The organism is Streptomyces katrae (assembly GCF_000966975.1).
Taxonomy (GTDB): domain Bacteria; phylum Actinomycetota; class Actinomycetes; order Streptomycetales; family Streptomycetaceae; genus Streptomyces; species Streptomyces katrae.
The window spans coordinates 1-15,028 of sequence record NZ_JZWV01000592.1 but is presented as its reverse complement, the minus strand read 5'-3'; the positions used below and the strand labels follow the sequence as shown (position 1 = coordinate 15,028).

The window sequence follows — 15,028 nt, the reverse complement described above, 5'->3', positions numbered from 1 at the left end:
GGGGGCCGGCCGGAGCAAGCGGCGCGGCCGCACCCGTACGCCGCCGGGCCCGCGCCCGAGACCGCCGCGCGGCCGTACCCGTACCCCGCCGCAGGCGGCCGGCTGACCCCCGAAGAGGCCCGGGCCGTCGCCTCCTGGGACCGGGACCTCGACGCCCTGGAGGGCGAGCTGCTGCGGGCCCGCGCCGCCGTGCGGGACGTCGAGCTGCCCGGGGCCCTGTCCGCGAGCCAGCTCCTGCGCCTCGCCGCCGACGAGCAGGCCTTCGCGCGGGACCTCGCCCGCCCGATGCCCAAGCCCCCGCAGCCGGCCGCCCGCCAGGGCACCCGTTTCCACGCCTGGGTCGAGTCCCGATTCGACGCCCTGCCCCTGCCCCACCTCGACGTCCTCGACCCCGCCGCCGACCTCCCCGGCACCGACCAGGAGATCGCCGACGCCGCCGACCTCGAAGCCCTGAAGGCCGCCTTCGAGCGCAGCGAGTACGCCGAGCGCACCCCGTACCGGATGGAGGCCCCCGTCCAGATCACCCTCGCCGGCCGGGTCGTCCGCGGCCGGATCGACGCCGTCTACCGCAACCCCGACGGCTCGTACGAGGTCGTCGACTGGAAGACCGGCCGCACCACCCAGGCCGACCCCCTCCAGCTCGCCGTCTACCGCCTCGCCTGGGCGGAAGCCACCGGCACCCCCCTCGACCGGGTCACGGCCGCCTTCCTCCACGTCCGCAGCGGCCGCGTCATCCGCCCCCGCGACCTCCCCGGACGCGAGCGTCTTGAGTGGATCCTCCAAGGCAAAACGGGCGCGGACGGCGCCCCCCAGGCGGACGGCTAGGCTCGTGGCCATGAGCGAAACCCCGGACAACGTCGTCCGTACGTACATCGACACCCACCGCACGGCCTTCCTCGACGACCTCGCCGAGTGGCTGCGCATCCCGTCCGTGTCGGCCCAGCCCGAACACGCGGGCGACGTACGCCGCAGCGCCGAATGGCTCGCGGCCAAGCTCAAGGAGACCGGCTTCCCGGAAACCCACGTCTGGGAGACCGCTGGAGGCACCGGCGCCCCCGCCGTCTTCGCCCACTGGCCGGCCGCCGACCCGGCCGCCCCCACCGTCCTCGTCTACGGCCACCACGACGTGCAGCCCGCCGCCCTCGCCGACGGCTGGCACACCGAGCCCTTCGAACCCGTCGTCAAGGACGGCCGGATGTACGGGCGCGGCGCGGCCGACGACAAGGGGCAGGTCTTCTTCCACACCCTCGGCGTCCGCGCCCACCTCGCCGCCACCGGTGCCGAGGCCCCCGCCGTGCACCTCAAGCTCCTCATCGAGGGCGAGGAGGAGTCCGGCTCCCCGAACTTCCGCGCGCTCGTCGAGGCCCGCGCCGCCGAGCTCGCCGCCGACGTCGTGATCGTCTCCGACACCGGCATGTGGTCCGAGACCACCCCCACCGTCTGCACCGGCATGCGCGGCGTCGCCGACTGCGAGATCGACTTCCACGGCCCCGACCAGGACATCCACTCGGGTGCCTTCGGCGGAGCCGTCCCCAACCCGGCCACCGTCGCCGCCCGCCTCGTCGCCGCACTCCACGACGAGGACGAGCGGGTCACCATCCCCGGCTTCTACGACGGCATCACCGAGCTCACCGACGCCGAACGCCGGCTGATCTCCGAGCTGCCCTTCGACGAGGCCGAGTGGCTGCGCACGGCCAAGTCCCACGCCGCCTCCGGCGAGGCCGGCTACTCCACCCTGGAGCGCGTCTGGGCCCGCCCGACCGCCGAGGTCAACGGCATCGGCGGCGGCTACCAGGGCCCCGGCGGCAAGACCATCGTGCCCGCCTCCGCCCACCTGAAGCTGTCGTTCCGGCTGGTCTCGGGGCAGGACCCGTACGAGGTCGAGGCCGCCGTACGGGACTGGGTCGCGGCCCGCGTCCCCGCCGGCATCCGCCACTCCATCACCTTCGGCGCGCCCACCCGCCCCTGCCTGACCCCGCTGGACCACCCGGCGCTCCAGTCCGTCGTGCGGGCCATGGGCCGGGCCTTCGGGCAGCAGATCCGCTTCACCCGCGAGGGCGGCTCCGGCCCGGCGGCCGACCTCCAGGACGTCCTGGACGCCCCGGTCCTGTTCCTCGGCATCTCCGTCCCCTCGGACGGCTGGCACTCCCCGAACGAGAAGGTCGAGCTCGACCTCCTCCTCAAGGGCGTGGAGACCGCCGCCCACCTGTGGGGCGACCTCGCCGAGAACTGGGCCCCGCCCACGCCCGTCGCGGCCGCCGCCACCACGGCCTGACCGCCCACACCCACGCCTGTACGCCTGCCTTGTCCCATCCACCGGGGGAGTTGGAAGTACCTGTGAGCACGCACACCGAGCGCCCACTGTCGCTCACGGCGCCGAGCGACATAGACCGCGCCGCGCACCACCGCCTCGACGAGGCCTGGCTCGCCGCCGCCTGGAGCCACCCGACGACGCGCGTCTTCGTCGTCTCCGGCGGCCAGGTGCTGATCGACGACACCCCCGACGGCGGCACCGGCATCGTGATGACCCCGGCCTTCGAGGCCCCGGCCACCGAGACCCACCGGTACTTCCTGGGCACCGACGAGGACGGCGTACGGTACTTCGCGCTCCAGAAGGACTCGCTGCCCGGCCGCATGGACCAGTCGGCCCGCCCCGCCGGGCTGCGCGAGGCCGGGCTGCTGCTGTCCCCGCGCGACGCCGGGCTGATGGTGCACGCGGTGGCGCTGGAGAACTGGCAGCGCATGCACCGCTTCTGCTCCCGCTGCGGCGAGCGCACGGTCGTCGCGGCCGCCGGGCACATCCGCCGCTGCCCCGGCTGCGGCGCCGAGCACTACCCGCGCACCGACCCGGCGGTGATCATGCTGGTCACCGACGAGCAGGACCGCGCGTTGCTGGGCCGCCAGGTGCACTGGCCGGAGGGCCGTTTCTCCACGCTGGCCGGGTTCGTGGAGCCGGGCGAGTCGATAGAGGCGGCCGTCGTGCGCGAGGTGTGGGAGGAGGCGGGCGTCCGTGTCGGCGAGGTCGAGTACGTCGCCAGCCAGCCCTGGCCCTTCCCGTACAGCCTGATGCTGGGCTTCAACGCCCGCGCCGTCAGCTCCGAGATCACGGTCGACGGCGAGGAGATCCAGGAGGCCCGCTGGTTCTCCCGCGAGGAGCTGGCCGAGGCGTTCGAGTCCGGCGAGGTCGTCCCGCCGTCCGGGATCTCGATCGCGGCCCGGCTCGTCGAGCTCTGGTACGGCCGGCCGTTGCCGAAGCCCGCGGCGTAACGTTCGTCACACATGTGGAAGGCCCCCGCCTCGGCGGGGGCCTTCCACATGTGCTCCGTGCCCGGACGTCCGGGACGTCCCGGACGTCAGACGGCCAGGGCCTGCTTGACCTGCGCGAGGCTCGGGTTCGTCATCACGGACTCGTTGCCGGCGGAGGACTTCACGAGCACGGTGGGGACGGTCTGGTTGCCGCCGTTGGCCTGCTCCACGAACTTGGCGGACTCGGGGTCGAGCTCGATGTTGATCTCGTTGTACGCGATGCCCTCCCGGTCCAGCTGCGTCTTCAGCCGGCGGCAGTAGCCGCACCAGGTGGTGCTGTACATCGTGACCGTGCCCGTGTCCTGCATGCTCGCTCCTCTGTGAGGTCTGGGGGGACCGGCATCCCGCCCGGTCCGAGTACTCGAACGTACGCCGTCCCCCGGCCATTCCCGGCCCCCGCCCGGTATGACCCATCCGACAACCTGCCCGGGCCTGTGGACGGATTTCCCGCCCGCCCCACCCGACCTGGCAGCATGGCGGGGTGACAGCAGCAACGCACCCCTCATCGTTCCCGGCCGGCCCGGGTACCGGCGCGGCCGGAGCCGACGCCGTGCTCCAGGGCCTCGACCCGGAGCAGCGCGAGGTCGCCACGACCCTGCGCGGCCCGGTGTGCGTGCTGGCCGGAGCCGGTACCGGCAAGACCCGGGCGATCACCCACCGGATCGCCTACGGGGTGCAGTCCGGGCAGCTGATGCCCGCCAGCGTGCTCGCCGTCACCTTCACCAACCGCGCCGCCGGCGAGATGCGCGGCCGGCTGCGCGCCCTGGGCGCCGGCGGGGTCCAGGCCCGTACCTTCCACTCCGCCGCCCTGCGCCAGCTCCAGTACTTCTGGCCCCGGGCCATCGGCGGGGACCTCCCCCGGCTCCTCGAACGCAAGATCCAGTTCGTGGCCGAGGCCGGAGCGCGCTGCCGCGTCCGCCTCGACCGCAACGAGCTGCGCGACGTCACGGGAGAGATCGAATGGGCCAAGGTCACCCAGACCGTCCCCGCCGACTACCCGGCCGCCGCCCTCAAGGCGGGCCGCGAGGCCCCCCGGGACACGGCCGAGATCGCCCAGATCTACAGCACGTACGAGCAGCTCAAGCGCGACCGCGGGATGATCGACTTCGAGGACGTGCTGCTCCTCACCGTCGGCGTCCTCCAGGACCGGCACGACATCGCCGAGCAGATCCGCGCCCAGTACCAGCACTTCGTGGTGGACGAGTACCAGGACGTCAGCCCCCTCCAGCAGCGGCTGCTGGAACTGTGGCTCGGCGAGCGCGACAACCTCTGCGTCGTCGGCGACGCCAGCCAGACCATCTACTCCTTCACCGGCGCCACCCCCGACCACCTGCTGGACTTCCGCACCCGCTACCCCCACGCCACGGTGGTCAAGCTGGTCCGCGACTACCGCTCCACCCCCCAGGTGGTCCACCTCGCCAACGGCCTCCTCGGCCAGGCCAGGGGCCGGGCCGCCGAGCACCGGCTGGAGCTGCTCTCCCAGCGCGAGCCCGGCCCCGACCCGGTCTACGCCGAGTACCCGGACGAGCCCGCCGAGGCCGAGGGCGTCGCCCGCCGGGTCCGCGACCTGATCGCCGCCGGGGTCCCGGCCGGCGAGATCGCCGTCCTCTACCGCATCAACGCCCAGTCCGAGGTCTACGAGCAGGCCCTCGCCGACGCCGGGGTCCCCTACCAGCTGCGCGGCGCCGAGCGCTTCTTCGAGCGGGCCGAGGTCCAGAAGGCGGTCCTCGCCCTGCGCGGAGCCGCCCGCTCCGCCGGCAACGACCCCCTCCTCGACGACGTCATGGAGCTGGGCTCCCAGGTCCGGGCCGTGCTCAGCTCCACCGGCTGGACCGCCGAGCCGCCCGCCGGCTCGGGCGCCGTGCGCGACCAGTGGGAGTCGCTGGCCGCGCTGGTCCGCCTCGCCGAGGACTTCGCCCGCAGCCGGCCCGGCGCCGGCCTGGCCGAGCTCACCGTCGAACTGGAGGAGCGCAAGGCCGCGCAGCACGCCCCGACCGTCCAGGGCGTCACCCTCGCCTCGCTCCATGCCGCGAAGGGCCTGGAGTGGGACGCCGTGTTCCTCGTCGGCCTCACCGACGGCATGGTGCCGATCACCTACGCCAAGACCGAAGAGCAGGTCGAGGAGGAGCGCCGGCTGCTCTACGTGGGCGTCACCCGCGCGCGGCTGCACCTGACGCTCTCCTGGGCTCTCTCGCGGGCTCCGGGGGGCCGGGCCTCCCGACGCCCCAGCCGCTTCCTGAACGGCCTGCGGCCGGGCTCCGCGGCCCCCGTGGCGCGGGGCGGAGCCCCGGCCGAGCGCGGTACCCGCAGGCGCGGCAGCCGCGGGCCGGTGCTGTGCCGGGTCTGCGGCCGGACCCTGACGGAGGCCGGGGACATCAAACTGATGCGCTGCGGGGACTGCCCCTCGGACATGGACGAGGGCCTCTACGAGCGGCTGCGCGAGTGGCGGGCCGGCCAGTCGAAGCTCCAGGGGCTGCCCGCCTACTGCGTGTTCACGGACAAGACGCTGATGGCCATCGCGGAGGCCGCGCCCTCCGAGCCGGGGGAGCTCTCGATGATCTCTGGAGTCGGCGGCCGCAAGCTCGACCGGTACGGGGCCGACGTCCTGGCCATCTGCGCAGGCCAGGAGCCTGCGGGTGAGGATCCTGACGACGCGTAGAAACTCGTCGGAAAAATAGTTTGCACATGCCCGTCGGATCCCCATAGGTTCTTAGCAACGGAAACGGTGGCTTCTCCGAAGCCCCGGATCCGTGCTGTACTTATCCGAATACGCATGGGACAGGCCCCCGGGCCGGGTCCCCGAGACGCCGAGAGGAGGCGAGACCAGTGACCAGCTTCATGACCTTCACCAAAATGACCGATCGCTCGGTCGCCGCTTCCTGCCTGCTCGGTTCCGTCTCCCTCCGGGGCACCGGTCTGTCCGCGATTTCCGCCGACAAGCCCGCCCTGCTGGCGACCCTTCCGGTCAGCGAGCGCAATGAGCGACCGACCAAGGCACTGGTGGCAGTAGCGGGAGCCCAGCAGGCGCACGGCGCCTATGGTCCCGCCGCCGCGGCCGGTGCCGGATTCAAGCAGACGACGACGCAGCACCACCTGATGTGGGCCTTCCGCGGGCTCGAACCCTGGAGTGATCCAGCCTGATCGCATGATCAGGCCGGCGCCTTCAGGGCCGCGGAACCCCACCCGGGATCCGCGGCCCTTCTGTTTGTCCCCGAACGGGGATGACGGAGCGAAGGGGCCTCGGGACTGGCAGGACCAGGTAACAGCCGCCACCCGGCCGACCGGCCGGAACGACTAACCGAACCAGACGAGGAAGAGACAACCGTGCAACTCGAAGCGCACGCCCCGTCCGCACCGCAGACCCAAACGATCTCCCCGCCCGCAGTCCCGGAGGACCCCGCCTTGACCCCCCTCACCGCGCTCACCGCGCTCGACGACGCCATCGAGAACCTCGGCGTCCCCGTACCGTGCCGGACCTTCGACCCCGAGGTCTTCTTCGCCGAGTCCCCGGCGGACGTCGAGTACGCCAAGTCCCTCTGCGGCACCTGCCCGCTGGTCGAGGCCTGCCTCGCCGGCGCCAAGGAGCGCCGCGAGCCCTGGGGCGTCTGGGGCGGAGAGCTCTTCGTCCAGGGCGTGGTCGTGGCCCGCAAGCGGCCCCGTGGCCGCCCGCGCAAGAACCCGGTTGCAGCGGCATGACCGCCACCGGAACCATCGACCGCCCTCTGACGCACGACCCCTTGAAGCAGGCCCCCATGTCCCCCTACGCCACCACGAGCGAGCAGCCGCACGGCTCCGCCACCGCAGACTTCATCACCACCGGCGCGATCACCTCGCGTCAGAACAGGACCCGCGAAATGCAACTCATCCCAGAAGCCCTGGCCCGTGCCCATATGGACGACCGGCTGCGCGAGGTGGACGCCCAGCGTCACGCCGTGCGCCTGGTCGCCGCCCGGCGCATGCAGCGCAAGGCCGAGCGCGTCTCCATGCGCGCCCGCCGCGCGCTGGCCATGGCCGTCATGCACTGACGGCCCCGCACGGAGCCGGAACCCGGCTCACCACCCGTGCGGTGTGCACACCGCCGCCGCCGGCCCGACCGGGCCGGCGGCGGCACTCCCCGGAGGGACCGGTCCGAACGGACCGGTCCCTCCGGTGCGTTGCGGGGCCCGGCGCGGCCCCTCGGGGATATCGTCTGGTGGTGGACCAGCCGACTCCCCATCCCGCCCAGCCGGGACCCGAGGACCAGCCCGTCGTCTGCGCGCGCTGCGGCGCCCGCTCCCCGAACGGCGCCCCGCCCACCTGGACCTGTTCCGTGGAGAACGGGACCAGACAGTACTTCTGCGTCGACTGCGCGCGCGCCAACCTCCGTGCCATCGAGGGCCGGCTCGACTCCTCCTGGTGGTGACCCGAAGGCTCAGCCCTCGGACGGGAACCCGGGCAGCCAGGCGTCGAGTTCGTCGCGCAGCCGCACCGTCGCACCCAGCTGGCACAGCACCCCGATGGTGCTCAGCGTCACCCGGTGGATCAGCAGGTAGGACGGCGGCAGGTTGATCTGCCGTCCCAACTGGTGGGCGGGAGAGCGGGGATCGGCGATCCGCGCGGCCTGCCCGCGCAGCCACGACCGGGTGAAGGTGAAGGCGTCGGCCTCGGCGGGCTCGATGATCGGCTTGAGGTAGTCGAGCACCGCGTCCGGGTCGAGTTCGATGGACTCCTTCACGAACCCCTCGGCGCACAGGTGCCCGTAGACCCCCTCGGCGTCACCGTCCAGGGTCATCCGCAGCGACCGGCCGATCGGCTTGGGCCAGCCGCCGGGCAGCCGGTCCACCGTGCCGAAGTCCAGCACGCCCAGCCGCGTCCGGCCGTCAGGCCCCGCTATCAGCCGGAAGTTCCCCGGATGCGGATCGGCGTGCAGCAGCCCCGTGCGCGCGGGCCCGGAGAAGAGGAACCGGGTGAGCAGCTGGCCGGCGCGGTCGCGCTCCTCCTGCGTGCCGTCGGCGATGACCTCCGACAGCGGGGTGCCCTCCAGCCACTCGGTCACCAGCACCTGGTCGCCCTGGTACACCACGTCCGGGACCAGCACGTCCTCGTCCCCGTCGAAGGCGTCCGCATGGGTGCGCTGCGCCTCCGCCTCCAGCTCGTAGTCCAGCTCCTCCGCGACCCGGTCGCGCAGCTCGGTGATCAGCGGCTTCATGTCCATGCCCGGGATCAGCGGACCCAGCAGCCCGGCGAACCGGCCCAGTTGCTTGAGGTCCGACAACAGCGCCTCCCCGGCCCCCGGGTACTGGACCTTGACCGCCACCTGCCGCCCGTCGTGCCACACCGCCCGGTGCACCTGCCCGATCGAGGCGGCCGCGGCCGGCTTGTCCTCGAACTCCTCGAACAGCTCCCGCCAGTCCTCACCGAGCCGCTCCGCCAGCACCTGGTGCACCCGCGCCGCCGGAAGCGGAGGGGCGGCCTCCTGAAGCTTGGTCAGCGCCGCCCGGTAGGGCCCGACGACCTCCTCGGGAAGCGCCGACTCGAACACCGAGAGGGCCTGCCCGAACTTCATGGCACCCCCCTTGAGCTCACCGAGCGTGCGGAACAACTGCTCGGCGGTGCGCTGCTGGAGCTCCCGGGCCACGATCTCGGCGGACTTCCCGCCGATCCGCTTCCCCAGCCCCCAGGTGGCCCGCCCCGCGATGCCGAGCGGCAGCGCGGCCAGCTTGACGGTACGGGTGACCGCCTTCCGGGGAAGATCAGACATGCGCCCCTCCAATTCCCAGACAGCCTCGGCGCAAGCGGCGGTTCCGGGATGCCCTCCCCGCGCCTGCGGTCACCTCGCATCCTGCCATGGCCCTTCCGGGCCGCCGGGCCCGCGTCGACCCTGCTCGCCGGGGTCCGAAACAGGCCAAGGACGGCGGCGGTCCACCCGGATGGGACACCATGGTCGGGCAGCGACAGGAACCGATCGCGAAAGGGCGGCGGATGGCGGGGCGGGGGCCTTCTCGGCAGGAACTGATCCGGCGGCAGCGCTCCAGCGGCTTCATCGGCCGCCAGGGAGAGGTCGCCGCCTTCCGGGACGCCATGCGCCAGTCCCCGGACGAGGCGGCCCAGTTCCTCTTCCACGTGCGCGGCCCGGCCGGCGTCGGGAAGTCGACCCTGGTACGGCAGCTGGAGACCATCGCCCGCGAAGGACGGGCGGTCACCGCCTATGTCGACGAGTCCGTGGCGGACGCCATCGAGACGATGGAGGTCATCAGCAGCCAGTTCGCCCAGCAGGGCACCCAGCTGAAGGCCTTCGACAGACTGCTGGCCACCTACCGCCAGCGCCGGCACGAGGCCGACGCCGCAGCGGCCGACCCGGCCGCCGCCCCCGCCCCCTCGCCCTCCAGCGTGGTCGCCTCCCAGCTGGGCCTGGTCGGCCTGGGCATGATCCCCGGAGTCGGCGCCTTCACCGGCGCGGTCGATCCGAACCAGGTCGCCGCCGGAGCCGACCGGGTCAGGGCCCTCCTCAGCACCCGGCTGCGCAACCACGGCGACGTCGAACTGATCCTCTACCCGCTGGACGTCCTCACCCCCGTCTTTCTGGAAGAGCTCTCGGAGGCCGCCCGCAGGCACCCGTGGATCGTGCTGTTCTTCGACACCTACGAACGCACCGGCCCGATGCTGGACACCTGGCTGCGCGACATCATGGTCACCGACCGCCACGGAGAGCTTCCCGCGAACGTGCTGGTCGTCCTGGCCGGCCAGTCCCGGCTCGCCGCCCACTGCTGGGAGGACTGGCGCGACCTGGTCACCGACTGGCCGCTGGAGGTGTTCACCGACACCGAGGCCCGCGCCCTGCTCACCGGCAAGGGGGTGACGGACGAGCGGGTCGTGGAGGTGATCCTGCGGCTTTCGGAACGGCTCCCGGTCCTGGTCTCCACCCTCGCCGAGACCCAGCCCGGCAGCGTGGAGGAGATCGGGGACCCCAGCGGCACCGCCGTCGAACGGTTCCTGAAGTGGGAGACCGACCCGGCCCGGCGGGCCGCCGCCCTCGCCTGCGCGTTCCCGCAGCAGTTGGACGAGGACGTGTACCGGGCGGCCGTCGAGGAGGAGGCCGCCGAACTCTTCGGCTGGCTGCGCTCGCTGCCCTTCGTCACCGACCGCTCCGGCCACTGCCGCTACCACGACGTCGTGCGCGGAGCGATGCTCCGCCTCCAGCGCCGGCAGTCCCCCGCACGGTGGGAGCAGCTGCACGTCCGCCTGGCCGACGCCTTCCGGCAGCGCCGCGACCGGCTGGAGCAGGCCACCGCCCCGCCGGACGGCTGGTGGTGGGACGAGACCTGGCGCGGCCACCGCCTCCAGGAGACCTACCACCGGCTCTGCGCCGACCCGCGCGGCGCCCTCCCCGCCGCCCTCGGAGAGCTCCTCGACGCCTACGACCACGGCATCGCCACCCTCCGCCGCTGGGCGGGCACCCTCGACCAGGCCGCCAGGGACACCGAGTCCGCCGAACTGGCCGTCTGGAGCGCCCGCCTCCACACGGCCCTGGACCAGCCGGAGCCCGGCCTCGCCCTCCTGACCCTCCTGCTGAACGACAGCCGGCTGGACACCGCGGGCCGCTGCCTCGCCTTCACCCTCCGCGGCCGCGACCACCGCAACGCCGAGCGGTACCCCGAAGCCCTGGCCGACTACGCGCGGGCCCTGGCCCTCGACCCGGACACCGAGCGAGCCCATTACGGCCGGGGCCGCACCCACGAGCTCATGGAACGCTTCGAGGAGGCCGTCGAGGACTACACCCGCGCCATCGAACTCGATCCCGACGCCCAGAGCCTGTCCGACCGGGGAGCCTGCCACTTCAACCTCGGCCGCATCGAGGAGGCCATGGCCGACCTCGACCGGGCCATCGCGCTCGCCCCCGACAGCTTTGAGGCATACGTCTACCGAGGTGCCCTGCACCGCGACACGGGCCGTTTCGACGAGGCCCTCGCCGATTCCGCCCGTGCCCTCGCGCTCGAACCCGACAGTGCCTGGGCCCTGGTGATCCGGGCCTCCTTCCTGATCTCCGCCAAACGGTACGAGGAGGCGCTGGCCGACCTCGACCGGGCGGTCGAGCTCTCCCCGGAATACGTGTGGGCCCGCCAGTTCCGCGGCGAGTGCCAATGGCGCCGGGACCGGTACGAGGAGGCGGTGGCCGACTTCACCCGCGTCCTCGAACTGGAGCCCGACCAGCCCCGGGCGTTCGCGGGCCGGGGCAGCACCTTCAGGCTCATGGGCCGCTACGAGGAGGCATTGGCCGACCTCGGCCGCGCCGTCGAGCTCTCCCCCGACGACGCCTGGAGCCTCGCCGAGCGCGGTGCCACGCATCGGCTCATGGACCGGTACGAGGAGGCGCTGTCCGACTTCGACCGCGCGATCCGGCTCAGCCCGGAGACCTGGTGGGCCCTGTACCAGCGAGGGCTGACGCATGAACGGCTCGGCCGGTACGCGGAAGCCCTGGCGGACTACACCCGGGCCGGGGAACTCGCGCCCGACGAGCCCTGGTCCTTCGGCGACCGGGGCGACGTCCACCGCAAGACGGGCCGGTACGAGGAGGCACTGACCGACTACCTCCGTGCGGCCGGGCTCCGTCCTGACAGTGCGGAGGAGCTGACCCGTTGCGGCCTCGCCCGGCGTCTTCTCGGCCGCTTCGACCAGGCGCTGGACGACCTCACCCGGGCGCTCGTCCTCGAATCCGACAGCGTCTTGGCGCACTACGAAACGGCCGTGGTGCTCCACGCCCTCGGCCGTCCCGGCCGCGACCGGCACCTGGACCGGGTGGTCGATCTCCTTCCCGCACCCGAGGGCGCCGATGACTTCGGCTGGCTCGTCCTCGCCCACACCCTTCGGGCCCGCTGGGACGAGGCCCAGCGCCACCTCACCCGCTTCCTGGACCTCGACCCGCCCAGGGGGGACGTGCACCAGATGCTCGCGGCCCTGCGCAGTCTGATCCCCCTGCTCACCCCGGAGCAGTCGCGGCTCGCGGAGCTCTGCCGCGTCGTCGAGGACCGGCTGGCCGCGCTCGCCTGACAGCCGCCTCATGGCCGGACCTCCAGTGCCGGATCCGCCGCCAGTACGGACGCCCCGCACGGGCACTCCGGGTGCGGGCTCAGCTCCGACCGTTCCCAGTGCAGCGCGGGCAGGGCGGCCTCCCAGCGGGAGCCGGTGGAGGCCGGCAGGCGGCCGTCGAGGAAGGCCAGGGCGTGGGCGGCGGCCAGGCCCGCCACCGCCGTGGAGAGCCCCAGATCGCAGGCGGCCCGCTCCCGGCGCCGGTGCGCCGTCCGCCACTGGACCAGCATCCGCGGCCAGGCCGGGTCCCCGTCGACGCGCTCGCGCTCCATGCACCCCGCGCAGGCCGTCACCCCCGGCAGGACCAGCGGCCCCACCAGCCCCGTCCCCTCCAGCACCCCCGCGTACAGGTGCGGGGTACCCGTCGCCACCCAGTCGGCGGCCGTCGCCGGATCGGGCGCCCACGCCTGGAGGCCGTCCCGGGGCGTGACCACCACCAGCGCGACCTCCGGCCCGGGCCCCTCCGGATCGCCCTCGCGCGGAGCCCGCCCCGGCGCGGACTCCCGTACGAGCGCCCGCGCCGCCTCGGCCCGCAGCCGGCCCACGCTCCCCGGGCCCAGCCCGCCCGGCGCCACATCGGCCGGCTCCACCCGGCCCCCGTCGAGCACCTCGACCCGGCCCACCCCGGCTCCCGCCAGCACGGCGGCGACCAGCGCCCCCACCCTGCCGCTCCCGCGCACCCGGACCCGTATGGCCCGGCGGGCCGCGACGCCCCGTAAGTCGCCCCCGGGCTCCGGATGCACCAGGGACAGCGACCCCAGATCGGGGCCGAGCCGCTCCAGCGCCTCCGGGCGGCTCCGCACGGCCTGGGCGCGGGGCCCTCCCGCCGTGGCGTCGTCGAGCAGCCCGGCCCCCGCGAGCCGGCGGACCAGACCGTCCGCCTGCCCCTCCGGCAGCCCCATCCCGCGGGCCTCCGCCCGCAGCAGCTCCATGCCGCGCGTCCCGTCGATCCGGTCGATGAGCGAACCGGTGGCCGTGTCCACCGGGCCGAGCACCACCGCATGCGCCGGGGTCACCCCGAACTGCACCGTCTGCAGATCCCGCCACGCCCGTGCCAGCGCGGGCTTCACCTTCGGATACATCGCCGTCTCCTTCCGTCCCTCGGCGTCCGCCGCCGACGGCTCGCCATTCCTCGCCTTCCTCCGTCACGATGCCCGCCCCTCCGAGCACGTGCGGAACTTTGTCCACAGGCAAGGGGTATTGGGCATATGAGATGAGTGGGAGGGGGGATGTCGGGCGGGCCGCCGCGCAGGGATCTTGTTCGAACCGCGGACGTGCGGGACTTCCGCCGCGGCGACCGGGTACCGTCGAGGCGTGTCCGCCGACCCACCCCAGCGCGCCGTCGAAGTACGCCGGAGCGCGCGCCGCCGCAGGACCGTATCCGCCTACCGCGAGGGTGACCGGACGGTCGTGCTGATCCCTGCCCGGATGTCCGAGGCGGAGGAGCGGCGCTGGGTGGGCGTCATGCTGGACAAGCTCGCCGCCCAGGAGAGCAAGCGCACCCTCGGCGACGCGGAACTCACCGAACGCGCCGCGCGTTTGTCCGAGCAGCACCTCAGCGGCCGCGCCCGCCCCCGCTCGGTCCGCTGGGTCACCAACCAGAACACCCGCTGGGGTTCCTGCACCCCCGCCGAAGGCAGCATCCGGCTCTCCCACCGGCTCCAGGGGATGCCGGAGTACGTGGTCGACTACGTACTCCTGCACGAGCTGGCGCACCTGCTCGTCCCCGGCCACGGCCCCCGGTTCTGGGAGCTGCTGGAGGCGTACCCGAAGACCGAGCGGGCCCGCGGCTTCCTCGAGGGAGTGGTCGCGGCGGAGCGCCTGCCCCGCATTCCGGCCGCCCGCGAGGAATGACCCGCCCCCCTGGGGCGCGATATGTACCGGGTCGGTACCGGCTTGCCCGGATGTCGCCCGGAGCCGTTAGCCTGAGCGGCACACAACCGCGGGTACTGCATCCGGCGGCACACCATCGCACAGGCGAGCAGCCACGCACTCACACTCGGGACGGGGGACGGTCGGACGTATGGCCAGGGAATTCCAACGCGGCCACAAGGCCAGGATCAGTGACCTGACGGCGGGTACCGATCTGTACGTGGGCGTCCAGATCGCCGGGCCCGGACTCACCTTCGACATCAGCTGCTTCGGCCTCGACGCCGACGAGCGCCTGTCGGACGACCGCTACTTCGTCTTCTACAACCAGCCGAAGTCGCCCGAGGAGTCCATCCAGCAGCTCGGCGCACAGGCCGGTGACACCGAGTCCTTCCGGGTCACCCTGGACCACGTGCCCGCGTCCATCCACAAGCTCTCCTTCACCGCCACCCTCGACGGCGACGGCCAGATGTCGCAGATCGGCCCCGGCTACATCCGGATCGTGGCGGGCGGCGAGGAAGTCGTCCGGTACTCGTTCACGGGCGCGGAGTTCAGCACCGAGCGCGCCCTGATGATCGGCGACTTCTACCGCAAGGACGTGTGGCGCTTCGCCGCCGTCGGCCAGGGCTTCGACGGCGGTCTCGCCGCGCTGCTGGAGCACTTCGGCGGCGAGGTCGCCGAGGACGAGCCGCAGCCGCAGCAGGCCCCGGCCCAGCCGCAGGCCGCCGCCCCCGGGTTCGCCCCGCCGCCCCAGGCCGCCGCGCCGCCGGCCCCCACCCCCTCCTAC

Annotated in this window: 14 protein-coding genes; 11 read left to right on the top strand and 3 right to left on the bottom strand. The window is 73.4% G+C overall.

Annotated elements, in window-relative coordinates; genetic code table 11:
- From VR44_RS21355 to nudC, 3 genes are all read left to right on the top strand, one after another.
- Positions 1-825, top strand: an 825-nt coding sequence (locus tag VR44_RS21355; RefSeq protein ID WP_045949163.1) for a PD-(D/E)XK nuclease family protein, incomplete at its 5' end; no start/stop codon positions are given.
- Positions 826-835: 10 nt separating this feature from the next.
- Positions 836-2,275: a dipeptidase gene (locus tag VR44_RS21350; protein ID WP_045949166.1), complete on the top strand. Its 1,440-nt coding sequence runs from the start codon at positions 836-838 to the stop codon at positions 2,273-2,275.
- Between the two features lie 50 nt (positions 2,276-2,325).
- Positions 2,326-3,267 carry an NAD(+) diphosphatase gene (gene nudC, locus VR44_RS21345; protein WP_045949162.1) on the top strand — a complete coding sequence of 314 codons (942 nt, stop codon included), beginning with the start codon at positions 2,326-2,328 and terminating at the stop codon, positions 3,265-3,267.
- Positions 3,268-3,353: 86 nt separating this feature from the next.
- On the opposite strand, the gene VR44_RS21340 is transcribed toward nudC, so the two are convergent.
- A complete protein-coding gene (locus tag VR44_RS21340; RefSeq protein ID WP_045949161.1) occupies positions 3,354-3,614 on the bottom strand; it encodes a mycoredoxin in 261 nt (86 codons plus the stop codon).
- Positions 3,615-3,787: 173 nt separating this feature from the next.
- Here VR44_RS21340 and VR44_RS21335 point away from each other — a divergent pair, with 173 nt between their 5' ends.
- The 5 genes from VR44_RS21335 to VR44_RS21315 all read left to right on the top strand — a co-directional run bounded on the left by VR44_RS21335 (position 3,788) and on the right by VR44_RS21315 (position 7,708).
- On the top strand, positions 3,788-5,965 hold the full coding sequence (locus VR44_RS21335) for an ATP-dependent DNA helicase UvrD2 (RefSeq protein ID WP_245692061.1): 2,178 nt from the start codon (positions 3,788-3,790) through the stop codon (positions 5,963-5,965).
- Between the two features lie 179 nt (positions 5,966-6,144).
- Positions 6,145-6,447 carry a hypothetical protein gene (locus VR44_RS21330; protein WP_045949165.1) on the top strand — a complete coding sequence of 101 codons (303 nt, stop codon included), beginning with the start codon at positions 6,145-6,147 and terminating at the stop codon, positions 6,445-6,447.
- Positions 6,448-6,630: 183 nt separating this feature from the next.
- Positions 6,631-7,002, top strand: coding sequence for a WhiB family transcriptional regulator (locus VR44_RS21325; RefSeq protein ID WP_045949159.1), 372 nt, complete (start codon positions 6,631-6,633; stop codon positions 7,000-7,002).
- Positions 6,999-7,331: a hypothetical protein gene (locus VR44_RS21320; RefSeq protein ID WP_045949158.1), complete on the top strand. Its 333-nt coding sequence runs from the start codon at positions 6,999-7,001 to the stop codon at positions 7,329-7,331. Before VR44_RS21325 ends, VR44_RS21320 begins: the two co-directional genes overlap by 4 nt.
- A 167-nt stretch (positions 7,332-7,498) precedes the next feature.
- Positions 7,499-7,708: an ADP-ribosylation factor GTPase-activating family protein gene (locus VR44_RS21315; protein WP_045949157.1), complete on the top strand. Its 210-nt coding sequence runs from the start codon at positions 7,499-7,501 to the stop codon at positions 7,706-7,708.
- 9 nt (positions 7,709-7,717) lie between these two features.
- Here the strand turns inward: VR44_RS21315 and VR44_RS21310 are convergent, their stop codons facing one another.
- Positions 7,718-9,046 carry an ABC1 kinase family protein gene (locus VR44_RS21310; protein ID WP_045949156.1) on the bottom strand — a complete coding sequence of 443 codons (1,329 nt, stop codon included), beginning with the start codon at positions 9,044-9,046 and terminating at the stop codon, positions 7,718-7,720.
- A 179-nt stretch (positions 9,047-9,225) separates the two neighbouring features.
- On the opposite strand from VR44_RS21310, the gene VR44_RS21305 reads away from it, so the two are divergent.
- A complete protein-coding gene (locus VR44_RS21305; RefSeq protein WP_245692060.1) occupies positions 9,226-12,333 on the top strand; it encodes an ATP-binding protein in 3,108 nt (1,035 codons plus the stop codon).
- 8 nt (positions 12,334-12,341) lie between these two features.
- On the opposite strand, the gene VR44_RS21300 is transcribed toward VR44_RS21305, so the two are convergent.
- Positions 12,342-13,454 (bottom strand): ThiF family adenylyltransferase, encoded by a 1,113-nt coding sequence (locus VR44_RS21300; protein WP_045949155.1) that lies wholly within the window; start codon positions 13,452-13,454, stop codon positions 12,342-12,344.
- Between the two features lie 232 nt (positions 13,455-13,686).
- Between VR44_RS21300 and VR44_RS21295 the strand changes: the two genes are divergently transcribed.
- Together VR44_RS21295 and VR44_RS21290 are read left to right on the top strand one after the other, a co-directional pair.
- On the top strand, positions 13,687-14,226 hold the full coding sequence (locus tag VR44_RS21295; RefSeq protein WP_094191807.1) for a M48 metallopeptidase family protein: 540 nt from the start codon (positions 13,687-13,689) through the stop codon (positions 14,224-14,226).
- A gap of 169 nt (positions 14,227-14,395) precedes the next feature.
- Positions 14,396-15,028 (top strand): TerD family protein (locus VR44_RS21290; protein ID WP_045949153.1); only part of this gene is annotated, 633 nt, incomplete at its 3' end.

Excerpts from the sequence above, each read along its gene's own strand:
- VR44_RS21350 (WP_045949166.1), top strand. The coding sequence starts at position 836 with ATGAGCGAAACCCCGGACAACGTCGTCCGTACGTACATCGACACCCAC.
- VR44_RS21340 (WP_045949161.1), bottom strand. The coding sequence starts at position 3,614 with ATGCAGGACACGGGCACGGTCACGATGTACAGCACCACCTGGTGCGGC.
- VR44_RS21330 (WP_045949165.1), top strand. The coding sequence starts at position 6,145 with ATGACCTTCACCAAAATGACCGATCGCTCGGTCGCCGCTTCCTGCCTG.
- VR44_RS21320 (WP_045949158.1), top strand. The coding sequence starts at position 6,999 with ATGACCGCCACCGGAACCATCGACCGCCCTCTGACGCACGACCCCTTG.
- VR44_RS21310 (WP_045949156.1), bottom strand. The coding sequence starts at position 9,046 with ATGTCTGATCTTCCCCGGAAGGCGGTCACCCGTACCGTCAAGCTGGCC.
- VR44_RS21305 (WP_245692060.1), top strand. The coding sequence starts at position 9,226 with ATGGTCGGGCAGCGACAGGAACCGATCGCGAAAGGGCGGCGGATGGCG.
- VR44_RS21300 (WP_045949155.1), bottom strand. The coding sequence starts at position 13,454 with ATGTATCCGAAGGTGAAGCCCGCGCTGGCACGGGCGTGGCGGGATCTG.